Annotated in this window: 16 protein-coding genes; 7 read left to right on the plus strand and 9 right to left on the minus strand. The window is 61.4% G+C overall.

What is annotated here, in order from left to right; genetic code table 11:
• Positions 1-7 precede the first annotated feature (7 nt).
• Positions 8-745, minus strand: coding sequence for a HAMP domain-containing sensor histidine kinase (locus VKT51_06755; GenBank protein HLJ83851.1), 738 nt, complete (start codon positions 743-745; stop codon positions 8-10).
• Positions 742-1,449, minus strand: coding sequence for a response regulator transcription factor (locus VKT51_06760; GenBank protein HLJ83852.1), 708 nt, complete (start codon positions 1,447-1,449; stop codon positions 742-744). The genes VKT51_06755 and VKT51_06760 overlap by 4 nt, the downstream gene beginning before the upstream one ends.
• Positions 1,450-1,686: 237 nt before the next feature.
• Between VKT51_06760 and VKT51_06765 the strand changes: the two genes are divergently transcribed.
• The 7 genes from VKT51_06765 (at position 1,687) to VKT51_06795 (ending at position 6,762) form a co-directional block, all read left to right on the plus strand.
• On the plus strand, positions 1,687-2,154 hold the full coding sequence (locus VKT51_06765; protein HLJ83853.1) for a cytochrome c oxidase subunit II: 468 nt from the start codon (positions 1,687-1,689) through the stop codon (positions 2,152-2,154).
• An 11-nt stretch (positions 2,155-2,165) separates the two neighbouring features.
• Positions 2,166-3,779, plus strand: coding sequence for a cbb3-type cytochrome c oxidase subunit I (locus VKT51_06770; GenBank protein HLJ83854.1), 1,614 nt, complete (start codon positions 2,166-2,168; stop codon positions 3,777-3,779).
• A 107-nt stretch (positions 3,780-3,886) separates the two neighbouring features.
• Positions 3,887-4,246 (plus strand): cupredoxin domain-containing protein, encoded by a 360-nt coding sequence (locus VKT51_06775; GenBank protein ID HLJ83855.1) that lies wholly within the window; start codon positions 3,887-3,889, stop codon positions 4,244-4,246.
• 10 nt (positions 4,247-4,256) lie between these two features.
• Complete coding sequence (locus VKT51_06780; protein ID HLJ83856.1) at positions 4,257-5,414, plus strand: hypothetical protein; 1,158 nt, start codon at positions 4,257-4,259, stop codon at positions 5,412-5,414.
• Between the two features lie 9 nt (positions 5,415-5,423).
• The gene (locus VKT51_06785) at positions 5,424-5,879 is read left to right on the plus strand and encodes a universal stress protein (protein HLJ83857.1); all 456 of its coding nucleotides are present in this window, start codon (positions 5,424-5,426) and stop codon (positions 5,877-5,879) included.
• A gap of 130 nt (positions 5,880-6,009) precedes the next feature.
• Positions 6,010-6,261, plus strand: a complete 252-nt coding sequence (locus tag VKT51_06790; protein HLJ83858.1) for a hypothetical protein — start codon at positions 6,010-6,012, stop codon at positions 6,259-6,261.
• Positions 6,262-6,279: 18 nt separating this feature from the next.
• Positions 6,280-6,762 carry a hypothetical protein gene (locus VKT51_06795; protein HLJ83859.1) on the plus strand — a complete coding sequence of 161 codons (483 nt, stop codon included), beginning with the start codon at positions 6,280-6,282 and terminating at the stop codon, positions 6,760-6,762.
• A 41-nt stretch (positions 6,763-6,803) separates the two neighbouring features.
• On the opposite strand, the gene VKT51_06800 is transcribed toward VKT51_06795, so the two are convergent.
• The 7 genes from VKT51_06800 to msrB form a co-directional block, all read right to left on the minus strand.
• Entirely contained in the window at positions 6,804-8,462 is a 1,659-nt protein-coding gene (locus VKT51_06800) for a peptide ABC transporter substrate-binding protein (GenBank protein HLJ83860.1), read from the minus strand.
• Positions 8,459-10,735: an EAL domain-containing protein gene (locus VKT51_06805; GenBank protein HLJ83861.1), complete on the minus strand. Its 2,277-nt coding sequence runs from the start codon at positions 10,733-10,735 to the stop codon at positions 8,459-8,461. The genes VKT51_06800 and VKT51_06805 overlap by 4 nt, the downstream gene beginning before the upstream one ends.
• A gap of 169 nt (positions 10,736-10,904) precedes the next feature.
• A complete protein-coding gene (locus tag VKT51_06810; GenBank protein ID HLJ83862.1) occupies positions 10,905-12,548 on the minus strand; it encodes a peptide ABC transporter substrate-binding protein in 1,644 nt (547 codons plus the stop codon).
• A 45-nt stretch (positions 12,549-12,593) separates the two neighbouring features.
• A complete protein-coding gene (locus VKT51_06815) occupies positions 12,594-14,063 on the minus strand; it encodes an SGNH/GDSL hydrolase family protein (GenBank protein HLJ83863.1) in 1,470 nt (489 codons plus the stop codon).
• 10 nt (positions 14,064-14,073) lie between these two features.
• Positions 14,074-15,240 (minus strand): hypothetical protein, encoded by a 1,167-nt coding sequence (locus VKT51_06820; GenBank protein ID HLJ83864.1) that lies wholly within the window; start codon positions 15,238-15,240, stop codon positions 14,074-14,076.
• Between the two features lie 178 nt (positions 15,241-15,418).
• The gene (locus VKT51_06825; GenBank protein ID HLJ83865.1) at positions 15,419-15,970 is read right to left on the minus strand and encodes a hypothetical protein; all 552 of its coding nucleotides are present in this window, start codon (positions 15,968-15,970) and stop codon (positions 15,419-15,421) included.
• Between the two features lie 158 nt (positions 15,971-16,128).
• Entirely contained in the window at positions 16,129-16,527 is a 399-nt protein-coding gene (gene msrB / locus VKT51_06830; GenBank protein HLJ83866.1) for a peptide-methionine (R)-S-oxide reductase MsrB, read from the minus strand.
• Between the last annotated feature and the right edge of the window lie 31 nt (positions 16,528-16,558).

The raw sequence follows: 16,558 nt of genomic DNA on the forward strand, positions 1-16,558 counted from the left end.
TTGAGCGCTAGAGGCAGTCCTTGCAGCGGTCGCATCGCGCTGCATGTTCGGTCGAAGGCTGGACGGGAATCCCCGGCAGACGAACCACGAATGTGGTCCCCGACGTTGTCGACCGGAAGTCTATCGTCCCGCCGTGAGCCTCCACTCCGGTCTTCACCACCGACAATCCGAGTCCGGAACCGCCGTCGTCGCCCGCAGCCGAGCCTCGAAACCCAGCCTGGTAGACCTTGGATGCCTCGTGAACCGCGATGCCCGGTCCGCTGTCGACGACGTCGACCTCCAGCTCTCCGGCCTTTCGCGCGCAGGTGATATTCACGGAGCCGCCGCGCGGCGTATAGCGAATCGCGTTGATGATAAGGTTGTCCACGACCTGAGCGATGGCGACTCGGTCGCCGTAAAAGTGCGTGCATTCCGGTGATGCGGCGAGACAGCGATCGACCGTGAATTTCACGCCCTTCTCGGCGGCCAAGCCATCGAAGGAGTTGAAGTTCTCTTTGAGCAGCGCGCAGACGTCGAAATGGCCCATCCGCGCGCGCTCGGCCGTCGCGGCATGTGACCGAAGATCGGTGAGCATTCCATCCAGACGATTGAGCGATTTCACGAGCGCTTCGACACGCTCCGTGGTGGGAATGAGTTTCCCGTCGATAAACGCTTCAAGATTGGCGCGCACGATCGCGAGCTGATTGCGCATTTCGTGCACGAGCTCCGAGGTGCTGAGAGATTTGGGCGCCGGCGCTTGCGTCACGGGTTCTTCGCCATCTTATATCCCACCCCGATGACGGTCAAGATATACCGCGGATTGGATGGTTCCGGTTCCACCTTGCGGCGGAGATTCGCGATGTGGCGATCGAGAGTGCGGTCGAATATCTCGAGCTCGCCGGACTTCACCCGGTCGAGGAGCTGAGTCCGCGTAAACGTTCGCCCCGGTTGTTCCGCAAGGATCTCGAGGATGCGAAACTCCGTGGCCGTGACCTCGGCGGCGCGGCCGGCGACGCGCACTTCGTGATCCCTTGTGCTGATACGCAGCTCCCCAACCGCGATCTCCTGTTCGCGGTCATGATCCGCCGAGGCTCCCGACCGCCGCAGCACCGCCTTCACTCGCGCGGCAACTTCCCGCGGGCTGAAAGGTTTGGTGACGTAGTCGTCGGCGCCGAGCTCGAGCCCGACGACGCGATCGACTTCATCGACTCGCGATGTCAGCATGATGACCGGCACGCGAGATTCTTCTCGGATGATCTTGAAGGCATCCAGACCGCTCAGTCCAGGCATGTTGAGGTCAAGGATGATCAGATCTGGGTGCTCTGACCGGAACGCCTCAATGGCCTGCAGTCCGTCGTGGGCGTGTACGATGATGAACCCCTCGTCGGTCAAATACCGATCCAAGACCTCGACGATCTGTGCTTCGTCGTCCACCAGGAGAACTTTTTTTGGTGCGACGGTTGCGCTCATCTAATCGAAGGATTCCACGGCTGCGCCGCTCGCGCCTATCCGTCGTCCGAACCGCTGACTTCATAGCATCTTCATACGGTTGTCTTGCGCGAACGGTACGCTCTGCCTATGAATGACAAAGAGCCGCGCACAGACGAGCCGCTGCCTGCCACGGCTGCGTTCGTCGGCATTTTAGGAGGCATCATCATCGTAGGATGGCTCCTTATGTACGGACTTTTGCGGAGCCGGTGGTAGACGATGCACATCCATCGCACCGAACGGATCTGGCTCACCGCAGGCATCGTCACCCTTGTGATCTTCCTAGGGATCATCGGTGCCGCAGCGTTGACCGAGGGCATCGTTCCCGAAAATCACGTCCAGACAATCGATCCCACCAAGGTCGCGGAAACGCCGCCGTTCGACAATCCTGGCGTGCACAAGCTTCCGAACGGCGCATTCGAGGTGGACATCATCGGCCGGATCTTCTCCTTCACGCCGAACAAGATCGTTCTGCCGGTCGGAGCGAACGTCACGTTCTATGCGACGAGCCCGGACGTCGTCCACGGATTCTTCATCGCCGATACCGACATCAACATGATGCTCGTTCCCGGCTGGGTGAGCACCGCCAGTCATGTGTTCAAGAAATCGGGGTCGTACCTGCTGATGTGCAACGAGTACTGCGGCGCCGGTCATCACTTCATGTCGGCGACGATCGTGGTGCAGTGATGGTAACGATGATGCGACGGGAAAACCGGCTCGTGCTCGCACATGTCTATACGGCCACCGCAGCGCTCACACTCGGCGGGGTTTTTGGCCTGCTTCAGGCCCTCTCGCGCGCGCATTGGGCGCATGCGCCGGCATGGTTTGACTACTATCGCATGCTGACCGCGCATGGCGTTCTCATGGCGATCGTATTCACGACCTTCTTCATCTGCGGCTTTGCGATGTTCGGCGTATATCGGGCCATGCCGCGAGAGCGGTCACTCACGCTTTCCTGGATCGCGTACGGAGTGATGCTCGCCGGCACGCTCGCCGCCTTTTGGGCGATCGTCACCGGCAACGCCACGGTGTTGTACACCTTCTATGCGCCGCTGAAGGCGCACCCTGCGTTCTACATCGGCACGACCGTGCTGGTGATCGGCACCTGGCTCGTTCTTATCGACATCATCGCGAACATCATCGCGTGGCGGAAAGAGCACGTCGGGGAATTGCTCCCGCTCATCGTTCACGGCATAGCTTGCACGTTTGCGATGTGGTTCATCGCCACGATCGGCGTCGCGATCGAGATGCTCTTCATGCTCATACCTTGGTCGCTGGGCTGGACGCCGACCATCAACGTCATGCTCAGCCGGATGCTCTTCTGGTATTTCGGTCACCCTCTGGTCTACTTCTGGATCATGGGGGCATACTTGATCTGGTACAACGTCGTGCCGAAATTCTACAACGGCACGGTTTTCAGTGACGCGCTCACCCGCCTGACCTTCATACTGCTCGTGTTGCTCTCCACGCCGGTCGGCATCCATCATGAATTCACCGAGCCCGGTATTTCAGCCGGCTGGAAGTGGCTGCACACCATGACCACCTACGGCGTGATCGTTCCCTCGATCATGACCGCGTTTGCGATCTTCGCCTCCTTCGAAATCGCGGCGCGCCGCAAAGGCAGACGCGGTTTCTTCGGCACTATCGCCGCGCTGCCGTGGTCGAAACCGTGGTTCACCGGTCCCGCCTTCGGCATGCTTCTCTTCATCTTCGGCGGATTCGGCGGCGTCGTCAACGCGTCGTACAGCATGGATGAGCTGGTCCACAACACGATGTGGATCGTCGGGCACTTCCACATCACCGTCGGTGGTCCGGTGGCACTGACGTTCATCGGCGCCGCGTACTGGCTCGTGCCGCGACTGACGGGGCGCAAACTCTGGGGCGAAAAGCTCGCGCTCGCGCAGACCTACTCGTGGTTCGTCGGCATGGCGATCATGTCCACGGCAATGCATTGGGCCGGTCTTTTGGGATCCCCGCGACGCACGGCCGACGTGACGTATTTCGGCGCGGAAGCCGCGCGCCTCTGGATGCCAGAGACCATCGCGACCGCGGTGGGCGGCAGCATCCTCTTCCTCAGTATCCTCATGTTCGTCGCAGTCGCGATCGGAACGCTCTTCTCGCGCGAACGAGAGGAGATGGCGGTGGAGTTCGCGCCGGTCGACGAAGCAGCGATGCGCACGCCCGCCTCTCTCGACAAGGTCGCCACGTGGGCTGTCGTCGCAGTAGTCTTGGCCATACTCGCGTACGCCGGCCCCATGCACGAGCTGCTCTCGCAGCACATCTATGGCGCCCCCGGAATGCGGACTTGGTAGCGAGAGACCCGCACTGCGACATTTACCTCGATTCACAGAAACTTCATCGACTTTTCGCCCGTTAGAAAGGGCGGGATGCCACACTTCTCTATGGAGGTAGTCCAATCATGAAACCCGTTCACAAGACATTTCTTGCGCTGACCCTAGCGGTTGCGGCTGCCATCGGCGCCGGAACCGTTTACGCGTCGGCGCATCCCCCGATCGACATCGTCGCGTCGAACTGGAAGTTCACGCCTTCGACCGTCACCGTGCCGCTCGGCGAAGCCACCACCTTCCACTTGACGTCCAGCGGCGGCGTGCATGGGCTGAAGAGCGATGACCTCGGGATAGCCCAGACCACGATACAGCCCGGCAAATTCGTGGACGTCACGTTCACACCAAAAAAGGCCGGCACATACAAGATCCCATGTTCGGTCTTCTGCGGACCCGGCCACCCGAATATGGATCTCACGGTTGTCGTAAAATAGGAGAACGGTCATGCGTAATAGCGGTCGAGTGGCGATTCTGCTCGCGGTGGTCATGGCGGCGAGCGTTGTCGTCGAAGCGATGCGACCGACGGCAGCCATGCCGCCATTCGCGCAGTCGTATGGGATAAACTGCGAGGTCTGTCATACGGCGGTTCCCGCGCTCAACGCCTACGGCCGCTACGTGCAGCGAACCGGGTACTCGTCACTCGATGCCGCAACGATCCACCGAGCGAATCCTCTGTGGTTTGGGGAGAACGGGACGTACGACACGGCCGACGGCACGGCGCATCATAACATCCAAGCCGGCAATGCCGCGATCCACGCCGCCGGATATATCGGAGACGACTTCACATTCCATATCCACCAATGGATCTGGCAGAACAACGGGCCTGGGGGCACCGACACGCTTTGGATCACATACAACAATTTATTGCATCGCGACGGGCATCTCTTTTTGGGCAAGATCGAAGCGCCGGGACCTTCGCCGTTCAGCCAGTTCTTCGATCTCTCAGCGTTCGCGGCTCCGGAGATCACCGTCGGCGAGCACGCCTATCAAAATGACGGAAATCGATGGGGATCAAAGCTGGTCTATGTGAAGCCCACATTCGTGGCGGAAGCCGCTTATCTCGCCAACAACGGCGACTTGAATACGGCAACCGACTTTTCGAACGACACGGACAAAACATTCCAATATCGCGTTGCGCTCGCGCGGCCGGACACGCCGCTGGAAGTGGGCGTCGTCGGCAATACAGGCGTGCTCCAAGTGTCGGACGGTCGCGCTGACAACTACAACTCTCAGATGCTCTACGCCCAACTCGATCCGCAGCACAACCTTCCCGGTCTGCTTGCGATGTATCAGCAGGGTCACGACAGCCATCCAGGCGCCGGGCTGCAAGCTGCCGCGAGTTCAGCGTATGCCGCCGAGCTATATGCCCCCTTCTTCAACGGACGGACTCTGCTGTCGGCGCGAAGCGAGATGACGAACGACGGCTTGGGGACGGTCGGCCACTCGCAGGCGATCAACGCGGAGTGGATGGTGTTCCGCGATGTCAACGACCGCCAGGCTCAGGGTTTGATGCTCAACGGCCAAGCCAGTATGGCGCCCGGATCATCGCCGACCTGGCAGATGCAGCTGTGGTGGGCGACCACGGTCGGCCGCTTGCGCTAGGAGGCGGTGATGTTCAAAACGATACTCGCGGCTGTCGACGGATCGGAAGCTTCGAACGTAGCGCAGGATCTAGCGTTGCGGCTAGCCGCCGACCAGCACGCGACCGTGGTTTTCGTCCACGCAGTAGAACTGAGCAAGGTTGCGGCGTCCTTCGAGCCGTTCAGCGGTGCGAATGCTTCCTTAGCCATCGACGCGGCCTACGACGACGCGAAGGCAACGCTGCAGAGCGCGGAGGAAGCCGCCAAAGCGCTCCAAGTGCCCTGTTCGTCGAAGACGATCGAAGATGAGTGCGTCAACGCGATTCTTGATGGCGCGCGCGAGGCGCACGCCGACCTGATCGTGATCGGAACGCACGGGCGGGGAGGTGTCGTCCGCGCTGTGCTCGGCAGTGTCGCCGAAGGAGTCGCGCGAAGGGCTACGACTCCCGTTCTGATCGCGCGCGCGGGAGCGTGGCATCATCCTTAAGGGAATCTGAAGGAACCGACGACCGGCGCACACGCGACATCAGGTCGCCTTGGAGGCACGCAGCCGAACGGTATCCTATAGTACGCGCATGTCTGCGACAGACGGTCGATTTCGTCGCGGGTCGTTTTTCATGGCGGCGTTTGCGGCGTCAATGCTTCTCGTCTCTATCGGCCGCGCAAACGCGTCCTCGGATCCGGCCGCGTCGCCGACCCCTTTAACGTCTCCGCTGCCGGCTGCAAGCGACTCCGAACCGACGACGCCGGTTCGCGAGTGCGTTTACAAGGTCTCCTCGCTCTTGCGGCTCGATACGATTCAAGAATCCTACGGGAGCGGCGCGAACGCGGCGCTGCCCGGCGCAACCGGCTCGAGCGAGGATGACTGAACCGTCACGGTGGACGTGATGGGCAAGTTCCTTGATGGTGGGCTTGCGATAAGGATCATCGAGCGCTGGCGCGATGATCCCGTCGATCGTCTGTTCAAAGGAGCGGTCGCTTCGGACGGTACCGTAGCGTTTCCGCCAACGACGATCAACGCCGTATCGCGCGAACTGTTACCGTATTTTGCGACCGCGTTCGCCTCAGCGGGGCCGCTGATCGCCGGGAGTCATTGGACGGTGAAACAGACGGACGGGCAACTGGTGACGACGACCGACTATTCGGTGACGTCGGTCAACGCCGACACAGCGACGATCGCGAAGAAGCAATCGAATGGCGCGATCGAGGGTGTCAGCGTCACCGGATCCGTGGTGTACGACGGCGGCTTACTGGTGCCGATCTCGGGTCAACTGCGCAAGCGCACAACCGCGATGGCAGCGGATGGACAAACGACAAGCACGCTCGATCTCCGCTTCGAACTCATTTCGGATTCGTTTCAGAAGCACTAGGGCGGCGCCCTACGGGCGCCGGGCAAGCGAGGCTTGCCCTACTACAGTTTCCACTGCCATGCGTTCCAGAACGGGCTCACGGCGTGGGCCGGCCGGTAGTTCTGGAGTGCCACCGTCGCCACGTCTTGACGCTGCTGGAACCAGAGCACGATTATCGGCAAATCCTCCGCGAGGATCTGCTGGACGCGGTCGTAATCCCGCTTGCGACCCGCGATGCGATAGTCCGCGATACCGGAGTTCTCCGCGGCATCGAGTTTGCGATCGCAGTAGTGATAGATATTCCAACCCGCAGGCGGCGCCATCGCGCACATGAACAGCTGAGACTCGTCTGGATCCACGCCGTTCGCCCAGTCTTCTATCGCCACGTCGAAGCGGCCGTTCTGCTCGATGCCGCCGTTCGCCTTATCGTCGTATAACCGATCGGACGCGTAGTTCGTGATGGTCGCACGTACGCCGATGCGAAGCCACTCTCGCTGGATGTAGCGCTGTGCGTCCGAAATGGTCTGATCTCCGAGGGCTCCGACCATCTCGAGGTTCATGGGGATGCCGTTCTTGCGCCGGATGCCGCCCTTGCCGACGCGCCAACCTGCGGCGTCGAGCAGCCTCGCGGCCGCCGCCGGGTCGTACGGATCTGCCTTGAGAGCGTTGTCGTGCGCCCAGAAAAACGGCGGTTGATCGCTGTCCGCCGGAAAGTTGACGCCGTGCGTCACGTGTTCGACCAGGCCTTCACGGTCGATCGCATATGCGAGCGCGTGGCGAACGCGCGGATCGCGTAGTTGGGGGCGGCTAAGATTCAGACCGACGTCGGTCCAGCGCGTGAACGGGTAGAGATAGACGGTCGTGCCGCCGATCCCGTGCAGTTCGGGCTCTAGAGCCTGTGCGGCGTCTTCGTAGAAATCGATCTTCTGCGCTTTCAGCTGCTCCAGAATCTTCTCGTCGCTCGCGATGTACTGATAGTCGATCTCTTTGAGCCCGGGCGCGCCTCGCCAGTAGAGCGGATTTGCAGCGAGCTTGACCCGCCCGTCCGCATTTGACGTCACGCGGAACGGTCCGGTTCCGACGGGAATTTGATCGTACCCGATCTTGTTCAGATCCGCATACTTCGAGAGCAAGTGCTCGGGGAGAATGCAAAATGACGATGCGGACATGGAGAAGAAGGTCGCCACGAACGGCGCGTAGCGTCGCTTCAGATGCACGACCAGCGTATGAGCATTTGGGGCATCGATGCTTTTTATCTGATCGTACCCTTGGCGGCTGCCCGTGTCGTTGCGGGGATTCATAACCTGGCGCCACGAGAAGATGACGTCCTTTGCGGTGAACGGCGCTCCGTCTTGCCATACAACACCGGTACGCAAGTGATACATTATGGTGAGACCGTCACCGGTCACTCCGCCGTTGTCGGGGGTCGGAACCGCGGTCGCAAGTTCCGGCACAAACTGATCTTGGTCGTTCCACAAGAACAAATAGCTGCCCCATAGCAGCGAAAGATCGGTATCGATGACCTGTGTGCCGATCAACGGGTTGAGATTGTCGGGTTTCTGATCGCCGGCCATGCGAAGAAGGCCGTCGGTCGAGACGCGCGGTCTCGCAGATCCAATCGATGCTTCCGTGACGGCACTCGACGGCGTGCATGCGCTGAGTCCAACAGCCGCCGCCGCGAACAACGCGAAAGCCGCGGCGCGTCCGGGCCTGGCGATCATGCTCCTTGTCGCGCTTCGAGCCGCCTGAATCGATCGAAGAGCGCAACGGTCTCGAGCGCCGGCACCGGCCGGCTGAAATAGTAGCCTTGCGCTTCGTCGCATCCCATTCGGCGGAGCTTCAACAATTGCGACTGCGTCTCGACGCCTTCTGCGACGACCCGCACTTGGAGGCTTCGAGCCAGCGTAATGATCGCTTGAGAGATCGCTTCGTCGAACTGATCCACGTTCAGGTCGCGGATGAACGACCCGTCGATCTTGAGCGACGCGATCGGGAAGCTCTTGAGATAGCTGAGCGAGCTGTACCCGGTTCCGAAGTCGTCCATGGCGACGGCCACGCCCATTTCACGCAGCTGTGCCACAGCCCGGATGCCATCCTTGACATCGCGCATGACGATGCTTTCCGTCAGTTCCAGTTCGAGCGTACCAGGCCGGATGTCAAACTCCTCGACGATCCGGCCGACGACTTCCGGCAGGTCTCGCTGCTGGAATTGACGTGCTGAGATGTTGACCGTAACGCGGCCCACATCGCAACCTCCGCGCTCCCACGCCTTCTGCTGCGCGGCAGCAGTTCTGAGCACCCATTCACCGAGCGGCACGATGACGCCGACTTCTTCCGCGATCGGGATGAAATCGTTCGGTGCGATCAGACCGCGTTGCGGATGCTGCCAGCGCACCAGCGATTCAAATCCTGTGATCGCACCGCTCGTGACGGAGACGATGGGTTGATAGTGAAGGACGAATTCTTCGCGCTCAAGCGCTTTGCGCAGGTCGCCCTCTAAGGAGAGCTTGCGCCGCGTCGCGTCTTGGATGTCCGGGGTGTAGAACTGCGTGTTGTTGCGGCCGCGCTCTTTGGCCTGATACATAGCCGCATCGGCGTTCTTGATGAGCGTCTCCGCGTCGTCGCCGTCTTTGGGGAAGAGCGCGACGCCGATGCTCGTGGATATGAAGAACTCGTCTCGTTCCACCACGAACGGCGCGGCAAACGTGCGCCCGATCTTCTCGGAGACTTCCTTCACGTCGGATTCGCGCGACATGTCGGCGAGGACGATGATGAACTCGTCACCGCCGGGTCGGACGACCGTGTCGGTCGGCCGCACCGCCGTCGAAAGGCGTGTCGCGACCACCTTAAGCAGCTCGTCCCCGACACCGTGGCCCAGTGTGTCGTTGACACCCTTGAAGCGGTCGAGATCGAGGTACAGGACTGCTACGGTCGATGAATGACGCCGCGCGAACAAGAGCGCCTGCGACAGACGCTCGTGCAGCAGCGTGCGGTTCGGCAAGCCGGTCAAGGCATCGTGGTGGGCGAGATGCGCGAGCCGCTCTTCCGCCTGCTTGCGCGCCGTGACGTCCAGAAGTGTGCCAATGACGCTGACGGCTTTGCCCGACGAATCAAACGAATATTCCGCCTGCTCCTGTACGTGCCGCACGGATCCGTCTCGCAGCACGACTCGGTGGTCGATGCTGTACGGTTCGAAGTTCGCCTGTGCCGCGGAGACGACGTGCTTCACATTTGTCACATCGCTCGGGTGATCGAAGTGACGCAGCAGACCTTCATCGACTTCCGTGGACGAGACGCCGAAGATCCTGCACATCTCGTCGGACCAGGAGAGCTTGCCGGTACGAAGATCTTTGGTCCAGTTGCCGACGCGGGCGAGCCGTTGGGCGTTCACGAGACTCGTGTTCGCCTCGGTGAGCTCTGCGAGGAAGCGGCGTTCGATCTGCCGCGTCGCACCGTACATGCGGATCGCCGTGAGGACGAAGACAAGGGTGATCACCACGATCTCGAGGACGGTGATGATGACGCGCAGCCGAGATTCGCGCGCCGACTTCTGTGCCGCGACGTCGAGGGCGGCGGCAAGTCCGTCCACGTCATCGTTGAGCGAGCTGAAAAGCAGCTCTCCGGTTCGCTGACGGCTCTGGGCGAGTTCGCCGGACGGATTGGTCATCAACGGCGCGGCGACCGTGTCGACCCATTGTGCGTGGATCCGTGTGATGTCGCGAAGATACGGTTGCGCGTCCGACAAGCCGACGCTATCCAGATATTCGCGCAGCGTCTCGAGACTCGCGCCGAAATCGGCGCGTGCATCGCGGAACGGTTTCAGATATTCAGGATCGCGCGTGGACGTGTAACCGCGCAAGCTGGATTCTTGCCGGAACAACGCCTCGACCATTTGCGACGTCAGCTGGCGCGCGTTATGGAACGACTCGGTGCGCGAGAGCGCACCGGATATCGCCTGGAAATCGTATGCGGTCGTGAGCGCGGTGATGGCCACCAGCGCTAAGACGAGAACAATCCATCGCCGCCTTGGCGTCCTGGGCACAGAGTCGTTCGTTCCGGGCACGCGAGCCCCGGTTTCGGCCATGTACTTGTTATCGTCTGGGAAGGCCGTTATCGGGTGCGCGTGATGGCGGTCACAGGCGCCTTGCAATCGCGGCTTGGCCTCAGATCTGCCATTCCCACGAATTCCAGAGCGGGCTCACCGCGTTCGCCGGGCGATAGCCGCGCAGATCGATGCTCGCGATGTCCTGACGCTGAACGAACCATACCGGGACGATGGGGAGGTCGGCGGCAAGTATTCGCTGCACGGCGGCGTAGTCGCGCTTGCGCCGCGCGATGCTATAGTCGGTCGTGGCTCGTTCCTCTGCTCTATCGAGCGCGCGATCGCAGTAGAAATAGATGTTCCAACCCGCCGGCGGCGCTTGATCGCAGTCGAAAAGTTGCGAGTCGTCGGGATCGACCCCGTTGCCCCACTGCTCGAACGTCACGTCGAATCGGCCGTTCTGTTGGATGCCGCCTCCGCTCTTCGTCGCGTATAGCTGCGCCGATGGATAGTTCTTGATACGAAGCTGAACGCCAACAGCTCGCCACTCGCGCGCGATCTCTGTTTCCGCGGCGAGAGCGGTCGCAGAGCCGAGCTCGCCGATCATGAGCAGCACGAGCTGTCTGCCGTCTTTCCGTCGGACCCCGTCCGCGCCGCGCTTCCAGCCCGCCTCGCTGAGCAGCGAAGCTGCGCGACCAGGATCGTACGGATAGGCGTGGATGCCGTTTGCGTGAGCCCACGATCCGCGCGGCTGATCCGAGTCGGCCGGCAGATTCACACCGCGTGAGACGCGATCTATGAGCGCGGTCCGGTCGGTCGCATACGCGAGAGCGCGACGAACCCGGATGTCGGCCAGCTGGGGCCGGCCGAGGTTGAAACCGATGTCCGAGAAGCGCGTGAAAGGATAGAGGTAGATGGTAGTGCCCGGGATCCCGTGCAGTTCCGGTTCAAGCGATTGCGCGCTTTCGAGATAGAGGTCTACGCGATGTGCGGCGAGCTCGCGTACGAGCGACGCGTCGTCTGGAAGCCACTCGAAGTCGATCTCGCGCAACCGCGGCGGCCCGCGCCAATACCGGCGGTTTGCGACAAACCGGATTTTCCCGGCCTCGTTCGAGACGACGACAAACGGACCGGTGCCGATCGGTAAGACGTTGAACGGGACGTTGTTGAGGTCGCGATATTTCGACAAGACATGAGCGGGGAGAACTGAATAGGCCTCGTTCGCCATCGAAAAAAACGTCGCGACGAACGGCGAGTACGGGCGTTTGAGACGCACGACGATCGTGTGGTCGTCGGGCGACGCGATGGTTTTGATCAACGCGTAACAGACCTTCGTGCCCGTGACATTGCGGGGGTTCATGATCGCGTGCCACGTGAACACCACGTCCTTTGCGGTGAACGGCGCGCCGTCGTGCCACACGACGTTGCGACGCAGATGGTACGTGACCGTCTTGCCGTCGACGCTGATCCCGCCGTTCGCTTGCGTCGGGACTTCGGTCGCTAGATCGGGGACGAGTTCGTTCTTGTCGCTCCACAAGAACAGATACGATGCCCAGAGCATGCTCAAGTCGGTGTCGATGTACTGTTCGGACGTCAACGTGCTCATCGTCTCCGGCTGTTGCTGTGAGGCGATCCTCAAAACGCCCGGGATCGTCCCAGGGTTCGCGGCGGATCGTTCAGCCGAAGTCTGGCGCGAGCATGCGCTGAGGATGAGGCAGACGGCGAGCCCGAGCGCCAGCCGCGCGGGCGCGCAATGCTGGGTCATGCTCTTAATATCGGCCGGACGCTGCGTCCGGACGAGCGTGCGGCGTCAGTGCTGGGCGTATGGGTCGGTTGAATAGATCGCGAAGATCTGCGCGTTCGAGAGCGGCGAAACCGTCGTCGCAAAGCCCGTGTCGATGGTCGCGATGAACGCGTTTGCGACGAGCGCATAGCCGGTGTTCGAAGGATGCAGACCGTCGAAGCTCAGGAGTCCGCCGCCGAACTGCAGACTGCAGCATTTCGGCGGGTTGATCGGCACTCCGCCATCCTGCTTGATCGTGGCGAACAATCCATGGATGTCCACGAGCGGAGTCTTCGTCGCGGTCGCCGCCGCGCCGATCGCGCCGTTATACGCCGTGTTCAATCCCTGCACTTGCGCCGCAAACGCATCCGTCAGAAAATCGCCCGGCGCAGTGAGCGTCGGTGTGACGTTTCCGAGCGCAAGATCTTGCAGCACGACGAAAAAGCCGCTTTCGGTGAGATATCCGTTTGGGCCGACACCGTACGTCGCCTGGATGTATGCGGTGACCGCTTGCGCGGCCGGCGCGGGCACACTGAACGGGGGTGCCTCAAGCGTCGCGATCAGCGTTGGTCCGCCCTGGAAGAACTGCGGCGTGCTCAACACGTCCGGCAAATTCGCGACGACGACGCGCGAACCGGCCGCGTGAAGCCTCGTGATTATCGTGACGATATCGGCCTGCATCTGTTTGGGCGAATCGGACGGCGATCGGCCGCCGCTGAACGCATACTTCAAGAGGTCATTCGCGCCGAGCCAGACGGTCGTGAGCGACGGATGCAGCGAAAGGGCGACGTTGAGCTGCGTCAGCGGATGCACAGTGCCCGCGAAACTGCCGAGAATCGGATAAAACGTGCTGCTCTCGCCGTCTAGTAGCGGTTGGAGCAGCGTGGTCGGATCGTGCGGATTGAACGGATACTGACAATTGGGCTGTTGGCCCGGGCCGGTCAGCGGGTTCGTCATGTAGATGGCTTCGTGCGCCGTCTGGCCGGGAATGCCTACGTCGCGTATGGGGCCGGCCGGATTGAGCCGCGTCGTTCCGTACGTCGAGATGGCATACGCCCCGTCATTGAAAGCGTCGCACGCCGAGTGGGTGGCGGCGAACAGCGAGGTCGTGCCGAGCACCAGTTGCGAGTTCAAGCCCGGCGCGGCGATGAGCGGCAGCGGCGAGGTTGTGGGATTGTACATGGACGCGGGCGATAAACCGTTCGCTTGCTGAACGAGCAGCGACCAAAAGCCGTTCTCTTGCGTGGCCGGAACGAGATTGCCGGGGAAACCGGAAACCGGGCTAGTCGTGTTGATTCCGAGCAGTCCGCCGGACTGGTAACCCGCGGTCAGACTGTCGCCGACACCGACGATGCGCGAGAATATCGCCGCGCCGGTCGGTTGCGGGGGCGGGCGGTTCGACGTGCTGCTGCCGCTCGAACACGCGCAGAGGAGCACCGTCGCCGCGAGCGTTGTCGCTGCGATCGTGCGCGCGCTGTTGATGGATTGCATCCGCATTTCGTTCACCTCAGAACGGCAGAACACTTGGCGAGCCAAGACCGATCTGGAACTGCAGCTGCGTGGCTTTGAGGCCGCCGATCTGCGGAATGACCGGGTTTTGCGAGCACGGTGTTGCAAGGCAATGGAGACCGTATATCCGATATGGGTTATAGTTGGTCGGACTTCCGCTATTGAGAACGAGCTGCACGAAGCCGTTCTTCCCGAAGCGCTCCGACGCGCCAAGGAAGTACGACGCGATGTGCTGCGGGTACGGATCGGCAGGCAGATAGTCGCGCGACGATTGCGGTTGATAAAAGAGCTTGGTGCGCGCGTCGAGGTTATACTCGACATACACGATCTGGTATATCTGGGCGTGGTTGTCTTGGTTCAGTCCGTTTCGGTGCGTGAGCCATGTCGGCGCCGCGGTAAATGTCGCGAACATCTTCGGCGTCGAGAGGAATGGCAGCGTGATCGCGAGCGAATCGTATTGCGCGGTGCGCGTGTTGATGCCGAACCTAGGAAAGCCTTTGTACCAAAAGGCGACGATATCTTGCGGTCCTTTGCCGACCGTTGAATTGCGCGATACATACGTCGGCGTCACGACGATCGGCAGCTTGCCGAGGCGGAAAAGCTTCTCAACGTTGAAGATCGTGAATCGATCTTTGGTCGTCGCATCGATATTGGTCGTGCTCAGATCCACCGTGCCGACCGGCGGCGCCAGGCCTTGGATGAAGAGCGGAACGATGCCGCTGTCAAAGCCGACCGGGTAGTGTTGGACTTCGTAGTAGCTCGCCGCGACGCGCAGCGTCGGACTGAACCCGTACGACGCGACAAGGTCCACGCCGCCCGGCAGCCAGCGCTTGCCGAATGATCCGACGTCGCCTAACGGGTACGCCGCGCTGATATCTGCGGTATACGAGTATCCGACTGGCAGACCGGCTTGCGAACCTGCCGGGATCTTCGGGTAGGCGTTGCTCGAGACTCCGGGGCTCGGACTAGCGGTCGCGCCGCCATGCAATGCCCATTTGATCGCGGCGTTCGCGCCCGGCACCACCTGCGTGCCCAAGGCCGACGCTCCATCCGCGCGTGCGGGAAGCATGAGCGAACCGACGACCGCGAGCATTGCGCCGCTTGCAATGGCGGCGCGCAGCGCCGTTGAATGCAGCCGCGACTGGATCTCGATACGACCCATCAAGTGACCTCCGCTGATGTCGCGATAGGATCCGCAAACGGTCAGCCAGGTCTATCGCGCCCCGCCGAACCTCATGGTTCGTCCGGACCCGGATGCTACCTCTTCTCACGCGAAAGACGCGCGGACGGCCGGCGTATCGCCGGCCGTCCGCGCATTCGCGTCGGATTACTTTGCTCTTCCGCTACTTGACGATATAGACCGTCCGCATGCCATGTGAATCGTAGTGGAATGCGCAGCCGAACATGTAGAATCCGGGCGGTCCGCTATTGTACTTCAGCGAGTGTTGACCGGGGCTAAGCGGACCGGTGCTGAACATCGGCGTGTTGATCAATGTTCCCGCCGGCGACTGCGTGCTGCCGCCATTGAACGTGGGCGGGAAAGGAGCGTTGTTCCGCGTCGCGTTGCCAAGGAAGCTCGCCGTGTGCGGAAACGAAGCGTCGACATTCATAAAAATCACGCGTGTATTCGCCGTCAGCTGGACGACCTGTGAAACCGTGGATTTGACGCCCCTGAAATAGCCGAGCACGACTCCGTAGTGGGCGCTCTTAAAGGTCGATTCGCCGTTCAATCTGATCCCGACGCCCTCTGCGGAATCAGGTTGAATCCCGTCACCGGAAAGACTGAGGACCGTACCGGCTTGTCCTGCCATTCCGTTCGACGCCATGTTGGAATGCGGAAGCGCTGACGCGCCGCCGCACCCGGCCAATGCCAGCAGACCCGCGGCTGCGAGCAAATACCCAAACCCCCTCGAGACCATGAACGCCACCCCCATCGTGAAATGCAAAACCCTGTGAGTAAAACGATATCATGCGATTGCGCGCTGTCAATCGGGCCAACGGCCCGGTACACGCGGTTCGCTTTCAGCGAGCATTCAGAAAGGCGGCGTTCTCGCTAGTTCTTTTCTTTAAACGCAAGCGAGACGGAGTTCATGCAAAATCGCTGGCCGGTCGGCTGCGGACCGTCATCGAAAAGATGACCGAGGTGCGATCCACAGCGCGCACAGCGCACTTCCGTGCGGACCATGCCGTGACTATCATCGGCGCGCAGCTCGACGGCGTCCTTGGAAAGCGGCTCGAAGAAACTGGGCCAGCCGGAACCTGAGTCGAACTTCGTCTTGGCGGCGAAGAGCGGCGCACCGCACGCGGCACATGCATAGGTTCCGTCCGCTTTATTGTGCAGCAGCTTTCCGGTGAACGGCGCTTCCGTGCCGGCCTCACGCAGTATGCGATACTGCTCCGGCGTGAGCTCGCGTTTCCACTCGTCTTCGGACTTCTTGATCTCCGGCGGCATGGTGATTCCCTCGCATCCGCGTTAGGACGGT

The organism is Candidatus Eremiobacteraceae bacterium, assembly GCA_035295225.1.
Classification (GTDB): Bacteria; Vulcanimicrobiota; Vulcanimicrobiia; order Eremiobacterales; family Eremiobacteraceae; genus JABCYQ01.

What these genes read in the sequence shown, in the direction of transcription:
- VKT51_06760 (HLJ83852.1), bottom strand. Translation starts at nt 1,449, where the DNA reads ATGAGCGCAACCGTCGCACCAAAAAAAGTTCTCCTGGTGGACGACGAA.
- VKT51_06765 (HLJ83853.1), top strand. Translation starts at nt 1,687, where the DNA reads ATGCACATCCATCGCACCGAACGGATCTGGCTCACCGCAGGCATCGTC.
- VKT51_06770 (HLJ83854.1), top strand. Translation starts at nt 2,166, where the DNA reads ATGCGACGGGAAAACCGGCTCGTGCTCGCACATGTCTATACGGCCACC.
- VKT51_06775 (HLJ83855.1), top strand. Translation starts at nt 3,887, where the DNA reads ATGAAACCCGTTCACAAGACATTTCTTGCGCTGACCCTAGCGGTTGCG.
- VKT51_06780 (HLJ83856.1), top strand. Translation starts at nt 4,257, where the DNA reads ATGCGTAATAGCGGTCGAGTGGCGATTCTGCTCGCGGTGGTCATGGCG.
- VKT51_06785 (HLJ83857.1), top strand. Translation starts at nt 5,424, where the DNA reads ATGTTCAAAACGATACTCGCGGCTGTCGACGGATCGGAAGCTTCGAAC.
- VKT51_06790 (HLJ83858.1), top strand. Translation starts at nt 6,010, where the DNA reads ATGGCGGCGTTTGCGGCGTCAATGCTTCTCGTCTCTATCGGCCGCGCA.
- VKT51_06795 (HLJ83859.1), top strand. Translation starts at nt 6,280, where the DNA reads ATGGGCAAGTTCCTTGATGGTGGGCTTGCGATAAGGATCATCGAGCGC.
- VKT51_06800 (HLJ83860.1), bottom strand. Translation starts at nt 8,462, where the DNA reads ATGATCGCCAGGCCCGGACGCGCCGCGGCTTTCGCGTTGTTCGCGGCG.
- VKT51_06810 (HLJ83862.1), bottom strand. Translation starts at nt 12,548, where the DNA reads ATGACCCAGCATTGCGCGCCCGCGCGGCTGGCGCTCGGGCTCGCCGTC.
- VKT51_06815 (HLJ83863.1), bottom strand. Translation starts at nt 14,063, where the DNA reads ATGCGGATGCAATCCATCAACAGCGCGCGCACGATCGCAGCGACAACG.
- msrB (HLJ83866.1), bottom strand. Translation starts at nt 16,527, where the DNA reads ATGCCGCCGGAGATCAAGAAGTCCGAAGACGAGTGGAAACGCGAGCTC.